At 65.1% G+C, this 16,532-nt stretch carries 17 protein-coding genes; 15 read left to right on the forward strand and 2 right to left on the reverse strand.

The window, feature by feature from the left end; all coding sequences use genetic code 11:
- Positions 1-13: 13 nt before the first annotated feature.
- The 12 genes from AC1VXC_RS11130 to AC1VXC_RS11185 all read left to right on the forward strand — a co-directional run bounded on the left by AC1VXC_RS11130 (position 14) and on the right by AC1VXC_RS11185 (position 9,411).
- Positions 14-784, forward strand: coding sequence for a DUF2285 domain-containing protein (locus AC1VXC_RS11130; RefSeq protein WP_049445256.1), 771 nt, complete (start codon positions 14-16; stop codon positions 782-784).
- Positions 785-895: 111 nt separating this feature from the next.
- Complete coding sequence (locus AC1VXC_RS11135) at positions 896-1,180, forward strand: helix-turn-helix transcriptional regulator (protein WP_049445253.1); 285 nt, start codon at positions 896-898, stop codon at positions 1,178-1,180.
- Between the two features lie 14 nt (positions 1,181-1,194).
- On the forward strand, positions 1,195-2,064 hold the full coding sequence (locus AC1VXC_RS11140) for a replication initiator protein A (RefSeq protein WP_425858469.1): 870 nt from the start codon (positions 1,195-1,197) through the stop codon (positions 2,062-2,064).
- A gap of 253 nt (positions 2,065-2,317) precedes the next feature.
- Positions 2,318-2,956 carry a ParA family partition ATPase gene (parA, locus tag AC1VXC_RS11145; protein WP_049445250.1) on the forward strand — a complete coding sequence of 213 codons (639 nt, stop codon included), beginning with the start codon at positions 2,318-2,320 and terminating at the stop codon, positions 2,954-2,956.
- Positions 2,953-3,237, forward strand: coding sequence for a hypothetical protein (locus AC1VXC_RS11150; RefSeq protein ID WP_049445247.1), 285 nt, complete (start codon positions 2,953-2,955; stop codon positions 3,235-3,237). Before parA ends, AC1VXC_RS11150 begins: the two co-directional genes overlap by 4 nt.
- Entirely contained in the window at positions 3,234-3,779 is a 546-nt protein-coding gene (locus AC1VXC_RS11155) for a DUF2840 domain-containing protein (protein WP_049445245.1), read from the forward strand. The genes AC1VXC_RS11150 and AC1VXC_RS11155 overlap by 4 nt, the downstream gene beginning before the upstream one ends.
- On the forward strand, positions 3,776-4,363 hold the full coding sequence (locus AC1VXC_RS11160) for a S26 family signal peptidase (protein ID WP_049445242.1): 588 nt from the start codon (positions 3,776-3,778) through the stop codon (positions 4,361-4,363). Before AC1VXC_RS11155 ends, AC1VXC_RS11160 begins: the two co-directional genes overlap by 4 nt.
- Before the next feature lie 436 nt (positions 4,364-4,799).
- The gene (locus AC1VXC_RS11165) at positions 4,800-6,782 is read left to right on the forward strand and encodes a relaxase/mobilization nuclease domain-containing protein (RefSeq protein WP_049445239.1); all 1,983 of its coding nucleotides are present in this window, start codon (positions 4,800-4,802) and stop codon (positions 6,780-6,782) included.
- Between the two features lie 132 nt (positions 6,783-6,914).
- The gene (locus AC1VXC_RS11170; RefSeq protein WP_049445237.1) at positions 6,915-7,235 is read left to right on the forward strand and encodes a DMT family transporter; all 321 of its coding nucleotides are present in this window, start codon (positions 6,915-6,917) and stop codon (positions 7,233-7,235) included.
- A gap of 48 nt (positions 7,236-7,283) precedes the next feature.
- Complete coding sequence (locus AC1VXC_RS11175) at positions 7,284-7,892, forward strand: TetR/AcrR family transcriptional regulator (protein ID WP_049445235.1); 609 nt, start codon at positions 7,284-7,286, stop codon at positions 7,890-7,892.
- A 4-nt stretch (positions 7,893-7,896) separates the two neighbouring features.
- Positions 7,897-9,168 carry an NAD(P)/FAD-dependent oxidoreductase gene (locus AC1VXC_RS11180; RefSeq protein WP_049445232.1) on the forward strand — a complete coding sequence of 424 codons (1,272 nt, stop codon included), beginning with the start codon at positions 7,897-7,899 and terminating at the stop codon, positions 9,166-9,168.
- A 30-nt stretch (positions 9,169-9,198) separates the two neighbouring features.
- Positions 9,199-9,411: a hypothetical protein gene (locus tag AC1VXC_RS11185; RefSeq protein ID WP_049445228.1), complete on the forward strand. Its 213-nt coding sequence runs from the start codon at positions 9,199-9,201 to the stop codon at positions 9,409-9,411.
- A 145-nt stretch (positions 9,412-9,556) separates the two neighbouring features.
- On the opposite strand, the gene AC1VXC_RS11190 is transcribed toward AC1VXC_RS11185, so the two are convergent.
- Both AC1VXC_RS11190 and AC1VXC_RS11195 read right to left on the reverse strand, forming a co-directional pair.
- Positions 9,557-9,877, reverse strand: coding sequence for a DMT family transporter (locus AC1VXC_RS11190; RefSeq protein ID WP_049445226.1), 321 nt, complete (start codon positions 9,875-9,877; stop codon positions 9,557-9,559).
- A 38-nt stretch (positions 9,878-9,915) separates the two neighbouring features.
- Positions 9,916-10,506, reverse strand: coding sequence for a TetR/AcrR family transcriptional regulator (locus AC1VXC_RS11195; RefSeq protein WP_049445223.1), 591 nt, complete (start codon positions 10,504-10,506; stop codon positions 9,916-9,918).
- Between the two features lie 184 nt (positions 10,507-10,690).
- Between AC1VXC_RS11195 and AC1VXC_RS11200 the strand changes: the two genes are divergently transcribed.
- Genes AC1VXC_RS11200 through AC1VXC_RS11210 form a run of 3 tightly spaced genes read left to right on the forward strand, consistent with a single transcriptional unit; the run spans position 10,691 to position 16,519 of the window.
- Entirely contained in the window at positions 10,691-11,869 is a 1,179-nt protein-coding gene (locus tag AC1VXC_RS11200) for an efflux RND transporter periplasmic adaptor subunit (RefSeq protein ID WP_049445221.1), read from the forward strand.
- 37 nt (positions 11,870-11,906) lie between these two features.
- Positions 11,907-15,059, forward strand: coding sequence for an efflux RND transporter permease subunit (locus AC1VXC_RS11205; protein WP_006472397.1), 3,153 nt, complete (start codon positions 11,907-11,909; stop codon positions 15,057-15,059).
- Positions 15,056-16,519 carry an efflux transporter outer membrane subunit gene (locus AC1VXC_RS11210; protein ID WP_049445218.1) on the forward strand — a complete coding sequence of 488 codons (1,464 nt, stop codon included), beginning with the start codon at positions 15,056-15,058 and terminating at the stop codon, positions 16,517-16,519. The genes AC1VXC_RS11205 and AC1VXC_RS11210 overlap by 4 nt, the downstream gene beginning before the upstream one ends.
- The last annotated feature ends 13 nt before the right edge of the window (positions 16,520-16,532 follow it).

A 16,532-nucleotide genomic window follows, 5' to 3' on the forward strand; every position in this document is an offset into this window, starting at 1 on the left:
AGGAGGTTGCGTCATGGCTGACCCGAGCGCCGAACACTGGTATCCGACAGCGGCCTATCTCTACGTCCTGCACCTGGACGGCCCCGCGTTGGCGTGGGAATACCTGCGCCGTCACCCCGACTACCGCCGCGACTGGCTACGCCGTCGCCGACGACCGGACGCGGCGCAGGCTTGGGGCTTGCGCCTGCTGGAAAACCCGGCCCTGGATGCGCGCGATGCGCATCCGGCCTGGTTCCCCGATCACGATGCTGTCGTGCAGGTTTACCCGGACGATGACCCACCACCCGAAGCCCATGCCTTTGAGTTCTGGCGCGTTCCCGGCCGCAAGCAACTGATCCACGATGGCAAGCGCCTGGTGCTGGTGTCGCACTGGCCCGGCTGCTGCCTGCGGCTCGCGCTCGCGTCGGGCCTGGAAGACGGCATGGCCTACCTCTACGCCACCCGCGCCTGCGCCACGCCCTGCGCGCGCTATCGCACGCTCGCGGCCGAGCTGGACGCATTGGCCGTGGCAACGGTTGCCGCGCCTGCGGCGGCGGCCCGTTCCCGGCCCACGACGGCTGCGGTGCTGGAACTGCACACCTTGCAGGCGCTGGACGCGACCCTGGCGGGCGCGTCCTTGCGCGAAGTCGCTGAAGGGCTGTTCGGCACGGATGCCGTCGCCGCCGACTGGCACAAGGACAGCGCCTTGCGTGCTCGCGTGCGGCGGCTGGTACGTCGTGGCGATGCGCTGATGCGCGGCGGCTATCGCCGCCTGGCACAGCTTCCGCTGCTGCCGTTGCAGTAGGGGGGACGTTTCGCGTCCCCCGCAGATCGTCCCTTAGCAAGAAGCCCCGCTTTCTTGAAAGTGCCTCTATCCGGCCGCGTGGTGTGGCCGGGCTTGATGGAGGTACATCCCATGCGACCCGCTCCCTTGCGGCCTGCCGCCGCTGCTGTCGCTGCGCCCGCGCAGCCCCAACGCTACCTGACCAACGACGAAGCCGCCGACTACCTGCGCCTGTCGCCGCGCACGCTGGAGAAACAGCGCGTGATCGGCGGCGGGCCGAAGTTCCGCAAGTTCGGCCGCCGCGTCATGTACGCCGTGAGCGACCTCGACGCCTGGGCCGATGCGCGCAGCTTCGCGGCGACTTCCGACCCGGAATATGCCGAGCGGCATGCGGGCGACTACCGTGACGGCCGCTGATTTCTGGCTCGCCGGTGGCCATCGCCATGTCCAGCCCATCGCTGCCCCTGCGGCAGCGACCAGCGCAGCAGCGGGAACAGCTCGACCTGTTCCGCGCGCTGCCGGGCGACATGGCGCCGCGCGACAGCCAGGACTTGATGGCCTTTCCGTTCTTCTCGCTCGCCAAGTCGCGGCGCACCGCGCCGATCGACTTCCGCGCCGGCGGCATCACCATCCGCGTGGAGGGCACGCAGGAGCACGGCATCGCGACGATCTGGGATGCCGACATCCTGATCTGGGCCGCCTCGCAGATCGTGGAAGCCCGCGATGCGGGCATCCCGACCTCGCGGCTGATGCAGGTGCGTCCCTACGAGATCCTGCGTTTCATCGGGCGCGGTACGTCGCTGCGCGACTACCAGCGCCTCAAGGCGGCCCTGGATCGCCTGCAATCGACCACGGTGGCCACGTCCATCCGAGAGACAACAGGCCGGCGCCTGCATCGCTTCTCGTGGATCAACGAGTGGAAGGAACTGGCCGATGCCAGCGGCGTGCCGCTGGGCATCGAACTGATCCTGCCGGACTGGTTCTATGCGGGTGTGCTGGACGCCGCCCTGGTGCTGACCATCGACCCGACGTACTTCCGGCTCACTGGAGGCATCGAACGATGGCTGTATCGCCTGGTGCGCAAGCACGGCGGCCGGCAGGAGCACGGTTGGCAGTTCGATTTCCAGCACCTGTACCGCAAATCGGGCAGCGTGGCGCGCTTCTACGACTTCGCCGCCGACCTGCGCGCCCTGGTGGCGCGGCAGTCGCTGCCCGGCTACGTCCTGGGCATCGAGCGGATGCCCGGCGAGAAAACCGAACTGCTGACCTTCCGGCCCGTGCCGCCCACGGCACGGGGATAAGTCTGGGAAAACCTGTTAATTCACTCGTGCTATCAGGCAACAGGAGGCTCGTGCTATCAGGCAACAAATCCTCGTGCTATCAGGCAACAAAATCGGCTGCAAAGCCGCGCCAGCATTGGGTTTTTGCGTCCCTTAACTTCCCTAACAGTAAATACATAACTTTTAGTAGAAGCGCGCCGTTTCGGTGGACAACCACCCAACGGCACCAAACGCAGGAGCGAAAGACCGGCTTTCCAACACGGAGGGCCGCGCCATGATCCTCGCTCTGCTCAACCAGAAAGGCGGTGTCGGCAAGACCACGCTCGCCACGCACATCGCGGGCGAACTGGCGCTGCGCGGCCAGCATGTCGTCCTGCTCGATGCCGACCCGCAGGGTTCGTCGCTGGACTGGACGCAGCGCCGCAGCCAGCAAGGCTTGCCACGGCTGTTCAGCGCCGTGGGCCTGGCCCGCGAAACGCTGCATCAGGAAGCGCCAGAACTCGCCAGGCGGGCCGATCACGTCGTCATTGATGGGCCACCCAGGATTGCCGCCTTGGCGCGCTCCGCGCTGCTGGCGGCCGAGCGCGTGCTGATCCCGGTGCAGCCCAGCCCTTACGACTTGTGGGCCAGCTCGGAAATGGTTTCGCTGATCCGCGAGGCGCAGGTGTTCCGGCCGGCGCTGCGCGCGGCCTTCGTCATCAACCGGCGCGTCAGCACCACCATCATCGGCCGCGAGGCGCGGCAATCGCTGGCCGAACAGCCGCTGCCTGCGCTGCGCTCGGAAGTGCATCAGCGCATCGTGTTCGCCGACAGCGTGGCCGCTGGCCGGCTCGCACGCGAGACAGCACCCGACAGCGCCGCTGCCCGCGAAATCACCGCCCTGGTGGACGAATTGCTGCGGTGGCCGACATGACAGCGGAGCAGCCGCCCAACAGCAAACGCACGGGCAAGCGCGTCGGCATCGGCGCACGTCCGCCCGCGAATCCGCACGCCGAGGCGTGGATTCGCCAGGGCGATGCCGATGCACTGGGTAAAGGCGACCTCTACACCGCGCGCCTGACCCTCGACATTACGCCCGCCATGCGGGCGCGCATCAAGGTGTCGGCCTTCACGCAAGGCGTGACCGTGGCCGATCTGCTGCGCGGCCTGCTGGAGCGGGAGTTTCCCGAGAACCACAGGGAGAACACACCATGACGGCATCCGCTTCGCCTGCCGCTGGCGCGGCCACGGCTGCGCCACAGCCATCATTCATCGTGCCTTCCGGCCAATCCGCCAGCGCGCCGCTGACGCGCGTGGCGCTGGCCTACATCGAGGCCCGTTTCAAGCTCTATCTGCGCTTCGGCGAGCCCGCACGCACGCTGCGCCTGGACGACTGGCGGCGCTGCGCGGTGTTCCTGCCTGGCGCGATGTTCTGCCGCATCCGCTGGCAGGCCAACGACTACGGCACGATCCGCTGGCAGCTCATGGTGATGCAGGCTTGCACGCCACTGGACGCGGCGCAGCGCATCCCCGGTGTGCAGCCGGGCGCGCGCCTGCTACTCCACGCCGAAGGCGATACCAACGTGCGCGCCGTGCTGGAACGCATCGACGGCATCGAGGCGCTGGGCATCGCCGCCATCGACGTGTCGCCCGCGTACTGGCGCACGCTGGGCAACCGTCTTGCAGCGCGCCATGCGCTGCCCGAATACACCGCCGAGCGGCACACCGCCTGGCTGGCCGGGAGGGTGTTGCCATGACCGCGCCGACCGCTACCGCCAGCGCGCCGCTTCCTCGCTCGCGCCTGCGCACTCGCATCGTTCTGGCGACACTGGCCGCCATCGGCTTCGCTGCGCTGGCCTGGGCGGCTTTCGTGTCGCCGCTGCCGCGCCTGACCTACAACCCGTCCGACAGCGTGGCGGTCGGCTGGTATCGCATCGACCCGTTCGACCCGCGCACCACTGCGCTGCCACGTCCGTTGTCCGTGGACAGCATCGTGCTGGTGCCGCTGCCGACCAGGGCCGCCATGCTGGCTGCACAGCGCGGCTACCTGCCGACCCGCGTGCCACTGCTCAAGCGTGTGGGTGCGGTCGCACCGCAACACGTCTGCATCGTCGCAGGTCAGGTACGCATCGACGGCGTGCCTGCGGCCGCCGTGCTGCCCGCCGACCGGATGGGCCGGGCGCTGCCGTCCTTGCAGCTTTGCCGCCGCCTCGAACCGGGCGAACTGTTCCTGTTGAGCGTGACCAATCCGGCATCGTTCGACAGCCGCTACTTCGGCCCGGTCAGCGCATCCGCCGTGATCGGCGTCGCGCATCCGGTGTGGCTGGAGGAACGCCCATGATGGCCGCCGACTCGCTGCACGCTGCCGTGCATCTCATCGTGCCATCGGTCGTGTCGATCCAGTGGCTTTCCGCATGTCGTCGCGCGTGCAGTGCGAGCGCATCCGCGCTGCACTTCGCGCTGCCTTCCCATGTGCAGGCGTCTTGCCTCGAACGCGCCCGGTCTGCGGCCGTCGCAGCGTTCGCCGGCGCGCTGGCTGCTCGCACAGCAGCGCCGCCGGGACGCCGGTGCCTGGAGCGACAGCGGAAGGCAAAGGCGGAAGGCAAGACAAAAGGACGCGGCACCGGGCCGCGTCGAAAGCCAGTCTGCACGTGGGGGTGGCGCGGCACGGAGCGGCTTTGCCGCCGTGCCGCGTTCGGCGCGAGGGTCGCGCCAATGCAGGCATGTCCGCGTGCTTCGCACGACAGGACACGCCAGAGCTTGCAGGAAGAACGGCGATGACCGACCGCCGCGACGACGATTTCCGAGTGCGCCCCAGCGCCCCGAAGAAGCGGGGCAAGGGCCAAGGGCAGAGCTTCGTTTCCAAGGTGCTCAAGCAGGCCGGCAAAGCCAGCAGCGGCAAGTCGGCGGTGCGCCGTCCTGGGGCGGCCGGCACCGGCCAACGCCCCGGCTCGCGCCTCGGGCGCGGCCACACGGCGGCGCGCTTCGCCGGGGCGAAGCTGACGCCCATGTCCCGGCGCGTGACCATCAAGACCTTGCTGGTCAATCACCAACGGGCCAGCCCGCAATCGCTCGCCAAGCACCTGCGCTACATTGAGCGTGATGGCGTGGGCCGCGACGGCGAGCCGGGCCAAGCCTACGGGCCGCAGGCCGATACCGCTGACCTCGACGCCTTCAAGGAACGCTGCGCCGACGACCGGCACCATTTCCGCTTCATCCTCTCGCCCGAGGATGGCGCGGAGCTGGAAGACCTGCGCACCTACACTCGGCACCTCATGGGCCGCATGGAGGCCGACCTGGGTACGGGCCTCGATTGGGTGGCCGTGAACCACTGGAACACCGACAACCCGCACACGCACATCGTCGTGCGCGGGCGCGACGACACCGGCAAAGACCTCATCATCGCGGGCGACTACATCGCCGATGGCTTCCGCCATCGCGCTGCCGAACTGGCGACCGAATGGCTGGGGCCTCGCACCGAGCTGGAGATCCAGCAGACCTTGCAGCGCGAGGTGGAGCAAGAGCGGTGGACGAGTCTGGATCGCACGTTGAAGCGCGAGGCCGGCGACGATGGACTGGTGCATGTCGAACGGCTCAACGAACCTCGCTTGCAGCGCCAACGCCTGCTGCTGATCGGCCGCCTGCAACGCTTGCAGCGCCTGGGCCTGGCCGACGAGACGCAGCCGGGCACCTGGGCCGTCCATGCGGATGCGGAAAAGACCCTGCGCGCCCTTGGCGAGCGTGGCGACATCATCCGCACCATGCAGCGGGCCATGAGCGGTCAGCCGCGCGAGCTGGCGGTGTTCGAGCCGGGCGAGGATGGCCGTACCGTCATTGGCCGCGTGGCCGCCAAGGGCTTGGCCGACGAGTTGCGCGACCGGGGCTTTCTGGTCATCGACGGCGTGGACGGCAAGGCTCACTACGTCGCGTTGAATGCCCGCGACGAGTTGGCCAACTATCCGACGGGCGCGGTGGTGGAGGTGAAGGGTTCGGCCGACGTGCGCGCTGCCGATAAGAACATCGCCGCGCTGGCGAGCGATGGCCTGTACCGTGCCGACCATCACCTGGCCATCGAACAGGGCCGGGCCACGCCCGGACGCGACCCGCAGGAAGTCGTCGCTGCCCACGTCCGGCGGCTGGAAGCCCTGCGCCGGGCCGGCATCGTGGAGCGTGTGGTCGAAGGGCTGTGGAAGGTGCCGGACGACCTAGCCGAGCGTGGCCGCCAGTACGACGCGCAGCGCCTGGGCGGCGTGGCTGTGGAGCTGAAATCGCACCTGCCGATCGAGCGGCAGGCCCGCGTGATCGGCGCGACCTGGCTCGACCAGCAACTGATCGGCGGCGGCCGTGGGCTGGGCGACCTGGGCTTTGGTGGCGATGCCAAGCAGGCCATGCAGGAGCGCGCCGATTTCTTGGCCGAACAAGGACTGGCCGAGCGACGCGGGCAGCGTGTGATCCTCGCCCGTAACCTGCTGGGCACGCTGCGCAATCGGGAGCTGGCGCAGGCCGCGAAGGACATTGCGGCGGAAACCGGCCTGGAGCATCGCCCCGTGGCGGACGGGCAGCGCGTCGCCGGCATTTACCGGCGTTCCGTCATGCTCGCCAGCGGGCGCTACGCGATGCTCGACGACGGCATGGGATTCAGCCTGGTGCCGTGGCGGCCGGTGATCGAACAGCGGTTGGGGCAGCAGATCGTTGCGACGGTTCGGGGCAGCGGGACATCCTGGGACATTGGCCGATCACGCGGGATGGGTCTTGCCTGATAAGAGCGGGCACGTCCTGCCCACCCGAAGGAGGCGCCCGTTACACCCCAAATAAAGCAAGGACTTTCCAATACAACCGTATTCGTATAAGATACGAATACGGTTGTATTTTTATTTCAAAGGTTTGCTGTCATGGGTTGGTACTACGTCTTCTGCGGAGGACTTCTAGAAATTGGCTTCACCACGTGCATGCGCTACACGGACGGATTCAGGAATGTTCCCTGGACCCTGGGCTTTCTTGTCTGCATCGCAGCCAGCATGTTCTGCCTGGAGGCGGCCACCAAAACCGTCCCAATCGGTACGGCCTACGCCGTGTGGACCGGCATCGGTGCGCTCGGCACCGTGGTCGTCGGGATGATCTGGTACCACGAACCCGCAAACCTGCTGCGGATGCTTCTCCTGATCACGCTGATCGGTGCAGTCGCGGGTCTGAAACTCACGGCCGGGCACTGAAACGCGAACCCGTGCGCATCCAGCGCACGGCATCCTACGGAGCGACGTATGGGAAGAAAAAAGACGATTGACCGCGATAGGGTGCTGGATGTCGCCGAACTTCTGGTCAGCCAGAAAGGCGCGGCGAGCCTGACGTTCGACTCCATCGCCCAGGCCGCTGGAATTTCCAAGGGTGGAGTGCAGTCGTGCTTCGCCAGCAAGGAAATATTGATCGAATCGCTGTTGATGCGGTGGATCGCGCAGTACGAATCACGCATCTCCGAGCTTCGGGCCGATCAAGCGACGCCGATGAGCGCCGTCGAAGCGCATATCGCCAACACGTTCGGCGAAGATGAGTTGGCTGGTGCCCGGACCGCTGCACTGCTGGCCGCGCTGCTCCAATCCCCGCACCATCTCGGCGGCATCATCGGCTGGTACGAAAAACGCATTCAGGAAATAGAACGCATCCCGGTCGAAGCACGCGGGCGCGCGTTGCTGGGCTTCCTCGCCACGGAAGGGTTCTTTTTTCTCAAGAATTTTGGCCTGGTCAACACAGGCTCCCTGGACGCTGGCGAAATCGCCAGAGACATCTTTGAACTGCTTGCCGGCCCGAAGCGAGATTCGGAAAACGGCAAGCATCGAGCCGCAGCAAGCGTGCGCAGAAAAGCGGAAGGTTGAGCATATGCATCGTCTGATCATCGTGGGAGGCGGATTTGCCGGATTGTGGGCCACCCGCAGCCTCAAGTCCGCAGACATACAGATTACGCTGATAGACAGGCGCAACCACCATCTTTTCCAGCCGCTGCTTTATCAGGTCGCCAGCGCGGAGCTGGCCTCTCCCGACATTGCCGTCCCGCTGCGCCACATCCTCAAGAAACAGCGCAACGTCCAAATATGGCTTGGAGAAGTCATCGAGGTGTTCCCTGACAGGAACGTCGTCGTTCTGGATGATGGCCGGGAGCTTGAATACGATTCGCTGCTCATCGCCACCGGCGCAACGCACGCCTATTTCGGCAATCCGCAATGGGAGAAGCATGCCCCCGGCATCAAGACACTCGAAGATGCGATGCATCTCAGGAACAAGATATTCGAGGCGTTCGAGTACGCGGAAACCGAACCTGATCCTGAGAAGAAAGCGGCCTGGCTGAATTTCGCCATCGTCGGCGGCGGGCCTACAGGCGTCGAGTTGGCAGGTGCCTTGTCGGAAATTGCAAAGCACACGCTGCGGGGAGAATTCCGGTCCATCGACCCAGGCATGGCGACGGTTCGGTTGATCGAGGCCGGCCCGAAAATCCTCGGGGCATTTTCGGACGAACTCTCCAGCAAGGCTGAAATGCAACTGCGCCGGTTGGGCGTAGAGGTCGTGACAAATTGCCGCGTGACCGAAATCAATCAGCATGGCTACAGCCTCAACGGCACGTTCGTTCCTTGCAGAACCGTCATCTGGGCGGCTGGCGTACAAGCATCACCACTAGGTCGCCGGCTGAACGTGCCGCTTGACCGGGCCGGCCGGGTCAAGGTCGAGAAGAATCTGAGCGTACCGGGCCACGGAAATATATTCGTGGCCGGCGACCTGGCCAGCATCGAAGTCAACGGGCGGCCCGTGCCGGGCGTGGCGCCCGCGGCCAAACAGATGGGCGCCTACGTCGCGGAGCTGCTGAAGGCGCGGCTCGCGGGACGGCAGGAACCCGTGTTTGACTATCACGACAAAGGCAGCCTCGCCATCATCGGCCGCATGGCAGCCGTCGTCGACGTCGGCAAGTTCAAATTGTCTGGATACATCGCCTGGCTTTTCTGGCTGACGATCCACATATTCTTCCTGATCGGATTCGGAAACCGGTTCGTCGTGATGCTCAACTGGGGGATCAATTATTGGACCCATCGAAGATTCTCTCGCATCATTCATGAGAATCTGAAGACGGTCAAGAATTCGCCGGCGTTCGACGAACAGTGAAAGCTACCCGTATTTTTGAATGAGTTGGTAATGACGATACTTCAGTTCCTGGCAATTCCTTGGCTGTTCACGGTCATCTTCCTGTATCTCGCCGTCGTGGAAATCAAGAACGACAATCCAAGGGATGCCAAGCTGCTTGGCGTGATATGCGCTCTCGCATTCCTGTGCGCGGTCTCCCTGACTGGCATGGTCATAACGGGCGACGTCGGCTTGCACGAGCAGATGGAATTCCAGATCACCTGAAACATGCTGGCGCAGCATACCGATGCCCCAGGATCATGCCGGACGCACTTTCTTCGTTTCGGTATGGCAGACCTGAGAAGTCAAAAAAATGGCTGCGCGAGCGCAGCCATCATGGATGATTCCCGGGCGGGGAGTCGGTGCAAGCTCAATGGGAGGCAAGCTTGAGTGTCACCACGCCGGCGATGATCAACGCAACGCCAAGGTAGCGCGCAAGCGAGGTAGCATCGCCGTAGAACAGAATGCCTACGGCAAAGGTGCCGACCGCCCCGATGCTGGTCCAGACGGCATAGGCAGTGCCGATGGGGATATTCTTCTGCGCCAGCCACAGCAGGACTCCGCTGATGCCCATGAATATGACCGCCACGGCAATGCCCGTCAGCCGCGTTCCCGGATTCTGCGCCATCTTAAGGCCCACGGGCCAGCCGATTTCAAAAAGTCCGGCGCTTATCAGATACAACCAACTCATTTCAATTCTCCATTAGTGAAAAAAATGACTGCGCCCATTTAGGCCGTCGTCTGGTGTGATGCCGCCACGGCAGAGGACGGCGGGGGAACAAACGCTCCATGAAGAAACAATGTCTCCACCAGGGCAGGCAAGCCCAAACGGGCAATTCGGCCATGCCGCTCCGCTTCGATAAGGCCAATCATCAAGGAGGCCCATGCCTCGGTCAATGAATGAGCGGCAATGTCGATGCGAAAGACACCCTGCTGTTGTCCTCGCAGGAAAAACGCATCCAATGACGACTCCCACTGTCGCTCGGGGTCGTGCGCCTCGGCGGCCTTCCAGTGGTGAAGGAGGAAGGCCGCGAGTTCGCGCTGCTCAAAGTGGGTCGTGTTCAACCGCTTGAACGCTTCCAGCGGCGAGTCCTGATCCAATTTGGCTGCTTTTGCCGCTTCGATAAGGCGATACGCGCCGTGCTGAGCCATCCGCTCGACCAGTTCGTCCCGCGTGCTGCAAAAACGATGAAGCGTGGATTTGCCTATGCCGACGGCTTTGGCAAGTTCTTGAAGGGATGCCCTCGGCTGATCGACAAGCGCGAGCGCCAGCGATGCCAAGAGCCTGTCATTTCCGGTCTCATTCCAGTTAGTTGTCATATCGGCTCTCCTTTGCTCCATGGGTGCCTTAATTTTCGCATTTGGAGCTGAAGTATCCCATTCGGCGCCAGTTGTCACTCACGGCGCTGATTGTACTGAATCGACCCTATTGGGTCAATGTTGACCCAATGGGGATTAATCAGTACCATGTGGGTCTTGTTAAGACTACTGGAAGGTTCCAACGATGCCGAAGCATCTGCAAACACGCTGGCGCTCCCTGTCTGCGCTGGTCGCCGTCGTGCTGCTGGTCAGCGGCTGCGGGGATAAACAGGGGGATGCGAACGCCCAGGCCCCCGTGCCGGTGGAGGCCGTCGCGGCCCAACCACAGCCCTTCACGCTCACGGCCGAGCTGCCCGGACGGATCGAGCCGGTGCGGGTGGCGGAAGTCCGCGCGCGGGTAGCCGGCATCGTGCTGCGTCGCACCTTCGAGGAAGGCGCGAACGTCAAGGCCGGAGACGTGCTGTTCCAGATCGACCCGGCGCCGTTCAAGGCGGCCTTGTCGCGGGCGCGCGGGGACTTGGCCAAAGCCGAAGCGGCGCTGGTCGAAGCGCGCTCCGTCGTGCGCCGCTATGAACCGCTGGTGCAGATCGAAGCGGTCAGCCGCCAGGATTTTGATGCCGCACAGGCCACGCTGCGCGGCGCCGAGGCCTCGCGCCAATCGGCCGCAGCGGAGGTGGAGACGGCGCAGTTGAATCTGGACTACGCCACGGTGCGCGCCCCCATCTCCGGGCGGATCGGCAGGGCATTGGTCACGGAAGGCGCGCTGGTAGGACAGAACGAGGCGACCCCGCTGGCGACCATCCAGCAGTTGGACCCGATCTATGCCGATTTCAAACAGCCGGTCAACGATCTGGTGCGCCTGCGCAAGTCGCTGTCCGAAGGAAAGCTCAAACAGGCCGAGGCGAGCAGCCTGCCGATCTCCATCACGGTGGAAGGCAGCGGCGACCAGCGCACGGGCCAGCTCCTGTTCTCCGACGTGACGGTGGACCGCGACACCGGGCAGGTTTCGCTTCGCGGCAGGTTCGCCAACACCGACGGCCTGCTGCTGCCGGGCATGTACGTCAGGGTCCATATCGACCAGGGCGTCGATCCCCAGGCCATTCTCGTTCCGCAGCGCGCGGTCAAACGCAACACGGACGGCAAGGCATACGTCCTCGTGGCCGATGCCCAGGACACCGTGCAAACCCGCACCGTCCAAACCGGCGCGATGCGCGGCTCGCAATGGCAGATCGTGGACGGCCTTCAGCCCGGCGAACGGGTGATCGTCAGCGCGCCCGGCGCGCTCCAGGCCGGCGCGAAAGTGACCGTGAAAACCGACCAGGCTGCCGCGCCATCCGCAGAGGCCGCCGGTGCGCGCAACTGACCCCGCGCGCCTGCGCGCCGGCCACTGAGAACAGACCATGTCAAGATTTTTTATTAACCGACCCAACTTTGCCTGGGTGATTGCGATCTTCATCACCCTGGCCGGGCTGCTGGCCATCCCGTCGCTGCCGGTCGCCCAGTACCCCAACGTCGCTCCGCCCCAGATTTCGATCTGGGCCACCTATCCCGGCGCCTCGGCCTCGACGGTGGTGGATTCCGTCACCAGCGTGATCGAGGAAGAACTCAACGGCGCCAAGGGGCTGCTGTACTACGACTCGTCGAACAGCTCCACCGGTATCGCCGAACTCACCGTCACCTTCGCCCCCGGCGTCGATCCGAACATGGCGCAGGTCGATGTGCAGAACCGGCTGAAGAAAGCGGAAGCGCGCCTGCCCCGGTCGGTACTGACGCAGGGCATCCAGGTCGAACAGGCGACCTCCAACTTTCTGATGATCTACGCCCTGAAGTACAAGGGCGACGATGCCGGCAAGGATGCGGTGCGCCTGTCCGACTATGCCGCGCGCAACATCAACAACGAGATCCGTCGCGTCCCCGGCGTGGGCAAGGTGATGTATTTCGGTACCGAAGCGGCGATGCGGGTGTGGGTCGATCCACAGAAACTGCTGGGCTACGGCCTGTCCGTGGCCGATGTGAATGCCGCCATCACCGCTCAGAACGTGCAGGTTCCGGCCGGCAGCTTCGGCGCGCGTCCCGGCAACGCCGACCAGGAACTGAGCGCGACCATCGCGGTCAAGGGCATGCTCTCCAGCCCGGAGGAATTCGGCCGCATCGTTCTGCGCGCCGACGGCGAAGGCGCGACCGTCAAGCTCTCGGACGTGGCGCGCATCGAGGTCGGATTGCAGGAATACAACTTCGACGCCCTCAACAGCGGCAAGCAGGCGGTGGCCGCTGCCGTCCAGCTCAGCCCAGGGGCCAACGCCTTGCAGACGGCCGAAGCCGTCAAGGCCCGCCTGGCGGAACTCTCGGCGGGATTCCCCGACGACATCGAATACACGGTTCCCTACGACACCTCGCGTTTCGTGGACGTCGCCATCAACAAGGTCGTCCACACGCTGATCGAGGCCGTGGTGCTGGTGTTCCTGGTGATGTTCCTGTTCTTGCAGAACTTCCGCTACACGCTGGTGCCGACCATCGTGGTGCCGGTGTGTCTGGCGGGCACGCTGGCGGTGATGCACGTCCTGGGCTTCTCGGTCAACATGATGACCATGTTCGGCATGGTGCTGGCCATCGGCATCCTGGTGGACGACGCCATCGTGGTGGTCGAAAACGTCGAGCGGCTCATGGCCGAGGAAGGGCTGTCTCCACGCGAGGCCACCATCAAGGCCATGGGTCAGGTATCGGGGGCCATCGTGGGCATCACGCTGGTCCTGGCCGCCGTGTTCTTCCCCCTGGCTTTCATGAGCGGCTCCGTCGGCGTCATCTACAAGCAGTTCTCGCTGTCGCTGGCGGTGTCGATCCTTTTCTCCGGCTTCCTGGCACTGACCTTCACGCCGGCCTTGTGCGCGACGCTGCTCAAGCCGATCCCCAAGGGACACCACGCCGAGAAAAAAGGCTTCTTCGGCTGGTTCAACCGTTCCTTCGAGCGCCTGACCCAGCGCTTCACGCTGCTGAACTCGCAACTGGTGCGCCGCAGCGGCCGCACCATGGTTCTCTACGGGCTGCTGGTGGCCGTGCTCGCGTTCACCTACACCCGCCTGCCCGAAGCGTTCGTGCCGGTCGAGGATCAGGGCTACTACATCGTGGACGTGCAGCTCCCGCCAGGCGCGAGTCATGCACGCACGTCCGCGACGGTCAAAGAGATCGACAAGTACCTGCTCGATCGCAAGCCGACGAACAACAGCCTCATGATCATGGGCTACAGCTTCTCAGGAGCCGGGCAGAACGCCGCGCTGGGCTTTCCGACGCTCAATGACTGGTCCGAGCGCGGCAAAGGCGAATCGGCTTCCGATGAAGTCAATGCCTTCAATGCCCATTTCGGGAGCTATGGCGATGGCACGGTGATGGCCGTGAACCCGCCCCCGGTGGAGGGCCTGGGCAACGCCAGCGGCTTCGTGCTGCGCCTGCAAGATCGCGGCGGCCTGGGCCGTGACGCCCTGGTCGCGGCGCGCAACCAACTGCTGGAGCAGGCCAACAGTTCCCCGGTTCTCGCCTACGCCGTCATGGAGGGGCTGGAAGATGGGCCGCAGTTGCGGCTGAACATCGACCGCGAGAAGGCGCTGGCGCTGGGGGTCGGCTTCGATTCGATCAACACTGCCATCTCCAGCGCGTATGGATCGGCCACGGTCAACGATTTCGCCAACACCGGACGCATGCAGCGCGTGGTGGTACAGGCCGACGGTGCCAAGCGCATGACGCCCGAAAGCGTTCTCCAGCTCTATGTGCCCAACGCCAAGGGCGGCCAGGTGCCCCTGAGCGCCTTCGCCAGCGCCGCCTGGGAAATCGCGCCCGTGCAGGTCTCGCGCTACAACGGATACCCCGCCTTCAAGATTTCCGGCGATGCCGCCCCGGGCCACAGCACCGGCCAGGCCATGGTCGAACTCGAACGCATCATGAAGGAATTGCCGAGCGGCATCGGCTACGAATGGAGTGGCCTGTCCTACCAGGAAAAGGCCGCCGGCGCGCAGGCACCAATGCTGTTCACGCTCGCGATCCTGGTGGTGTTCCTGCTGCTCGTGGCGCTCTATGAGAGCTGGGCCATTCCCGCTTCGGTGATGCTGATCGTGCCGATCGGCGCCCTGGGATCGGTGCTGGCGGTGACGGCCCTGGGTATGTCCAATGACGTGTACTTCAAGGTCGGGCTGGTGACGATCATCGGCCTGGCCGCGAAGAACGCCATCCTGATCGTGGAGTTCGCCAAGAGCCTGCACGAACAGGGTCGATCGCTGGCCGAAGCGGCCATCGAAGCGGCGCGTCTGCGATTCCGGCCCATCTTGATGACCTCGCTGGCCTTCACGCTCGGCGTCGTGCCGCTGGCCTTGGCGACCGGGGCCGGTGCAGCCAGCCAGCATGCGATCGGCATCGCGGTGATCGGCGGCATGGTGATGGCAACGCTCGGTGTGGTTTTCGTCCCCGTGTTTTTCGTCCGGGTCCTGTCGTTGTTCCGCCGCCGCAAGGAGGCCAGCGAAGGAACAGCACCTCGCCAGCAATCGCTCGAAGGAGGCGAGGCATGAAGCAGCGTAAATCTCTGGTGGCCCGATCCACGACGGCCGCCCTGTTGACCCTGGCACTGGCGGGCTGCACGCTCGCGCCGACTTACGAGCGCCCGCCCGCACCGATCCCGAGCCACTGGCAAGGCGCGGGGACGGCCCCGGTGAATACGCAGGTCGCCGCGGCGGAACTGGACTGGAATGCGTTCGTCACCGACGACCATCTGCGGCGGCTGATCGAACTGGCGCTCGACAACAACCGGGACCTGCGCCAGAGCCTGCTCAATGTCGAGGCCGCTCGCGCGCAATACCGGGTCCAGCGCGCCGACCGCCTGCCCAGTGTGGGCGTCCAAGGCGGCGGTACGCGCCAGCGGGTGCCGGCCGACCTGACCTACTCGGGCCAGTCGGAAGTGCAGGCCAGTTGGCAGGCAGGCGTGGGGGTGACGGCTTTCGAGCTTGATCTGTTCGGCCGGGTGCGCAGCCTGTCGCAAGCCGCGCTGGAGGAATACCTGGCGACCGAGGAAAACGCACGCGCTGCCCGGATCAGCCTGATCGCAGAGGTGATCCAGGCTTACGTCAGCCGCGACGGCGCCCAGCGCCGTCACGTTCTGACGGCGCAGACGCTGCACTCCCGGGAAGCGGCGCTCCAGCTGATTGCGCAGCGCCGGCAGGCCGGCACCGCCACGGCCCTGGACTACCAAGAGGCCGTGGGCCTGGTGCAACAGGCCAAGGCGCAGCTCGAACGCACCGACCGTGAAGTGCGCCAGGCGTCCAATGCGCTGGGGCTTCTGGTCGGCGTCGCCGACACAGGCAGCCATCTGCCCCAGGAGCCAGCCACGCGCACGCTTCTGGTCCAGGGCATCGCCGCTGGCGCACCGTCGGATCTGCTCACGAACCGGCCGGATATTCAGGCCGCCGAACATCTGCTGCGCTCTCGCAATGCCAGCATCGGCGCGGCTCGGGCGGCCTTCTTCCCCAGCGTTTCCCTGACGGGCCTCTTTGGCAGTTCCAGCGCCGAACTGTCGGGGTTGTTCGAGGGCGGCCAGCGATCCTGGTCCTTCACGCCACAGATTACCCTGCCCATCTTCAATGCCGGGCGAAATCAGGCCAACCTCGAACTGGCGACGGTCAGGAAGGACTCCGCGATAGCAGGCTACGAAAAGGCCATCCAAACGGCTTTCAAGGAAACCTCGGATGCCCTGGTGGCGGCCGACACGCTGCGGCGCGAAGAACAGGCACTGAGAGAACTCGCGCAGAGCAGCCAGCAGGCGCTGGTGCTGTCCCAGGCCAGGTACCGGGCCGGCGTGGACGATCACCTGCGCTACCTCGATGCCCAGCGCAATGACTTTGCCAATCAGATTTCACTGATCGAGGTCAGCACACAGCGGCAGTCTTCTCTGACGGACCTTTTCAAATCCCTGGGTGGTCGGTGGAAGGCAGCTCCCGAGAACCAGGCAGCTCTGTCGAACGGTAGCGGCATCTGACCGCCGGGCAAAG

This window comes from Stenotrophomonas sp. STEN033 (genome assembly GCF_056856655.1).

Coding starts and splice junctions, on each gene's coding strand:
- AC1VXC_RS11130 (WP_049445256.1), top strand. CDS start 14: ATGGCTGACCCGAGCGCCGAACACTGGTATCCGACAGCGGCCTATCTC.
- AC1VXC_RS11135 (WP_049445253.1), top strand. CDS start 896: ATGCGACCCGCTCCCTTGCGGCCTGCCGCCGCTGCTGTCGCTGCGCCC.
- parA (WP_049445250.1), top strand. CDS start 2,318: ATGATCCTCGCTCTGCTCAACCAGAAAGGCGGTGTCGGCAAGACCACG.
- AC1VXC_RS11150 (WP_049445247.1), top strand. CDS start 2,953: ATGACAGCGGAGCAGCCGCCCAACAGCAAACGCACGGGCAAGCGCGTC.
- AC1VXC_RS11155 (WP_049445245.1), top strand. CDS start 3,234: ATGACGGCATCCGCTTCGCCTGCCGCTGGCGCGGCCACGGCTGCGCCA.
- AC1VXC_RS11160 (WP_049445242.1), top strand. CDS start 3,776: ATGACCGCGCCGACCGCTACCGCCAGCGCGCCGCTTCCTCGCTCGCGC.
- AC1VXC_RS11165 (WP_049445239.1), top strand. CDS start 4,800: ATGACCGACCGCCGCGACGACGATTTCCGAGTGCGCCCCAGCGCCCCG.
- AC1VXC_RS11170 (WP_049445237.1), top strand. CDS start 6,915: ATGGGTTGGTACTACGTCTTCTGCGGAGGACTTCTAGAAATTGGCTTC.
- AC1VXC_RS11175 (WP_049445235.1), top strand. CDS start 7,284: ATGGGAAGAAAAAAGACGATTGACCGCGATAGGGTGCTGGATGTCGCC.
- AC1VXC_RS11180 (WP_049445232.1), top strand. CDS start 7,897: ATGCATCGTCTGATCATCGTGGGAGGCGGATTTGCCGGATTGTGGGCC.
- AC1VXC_RS11185 (WP_049445228.1), top strand. CDS start 9,199: ATGACGATACTTCAGTTCCTGGCAATTCCTTGGCTGTTCACGGTCATC.
- AC1VXC_RS11190 (WP_049445226.1), bottom strand. CDS start 9,877: ATGAGTTGGTTGTATCTGATAAGCGCCGGACTTTTTGAAATCGGCTGG.
- AC1VXC_RS11195 (WP_049445223.1), bottom strand. CDS start 10,506: ATGACAACTAACTGGAATGAGACCGGAAATGACAGGCTCTTGGCATCG.
- AC1VXC_RS11200 (WP_049445221.1), top strand. CDS start 10,691: ATGCCGAAGCATCTGCAAACACGCTGGCGCTCCCTGTCTGCGCTGGTC.
- AC1VXC_RS11205 (WP_006472397.1), top strand. CDS start 11,907: ATGTCAAGATTTTTTATTAACCGACCCAACTTTGCCTGGGTGATTGCG.
- AC1VXC_RS11210 (WP_049445218.1), top strand. CDS start 15,056: ATGAAGCAGCGTAAATCTCTGGTGGCCCGATCCACGACGGCCGCCCTG.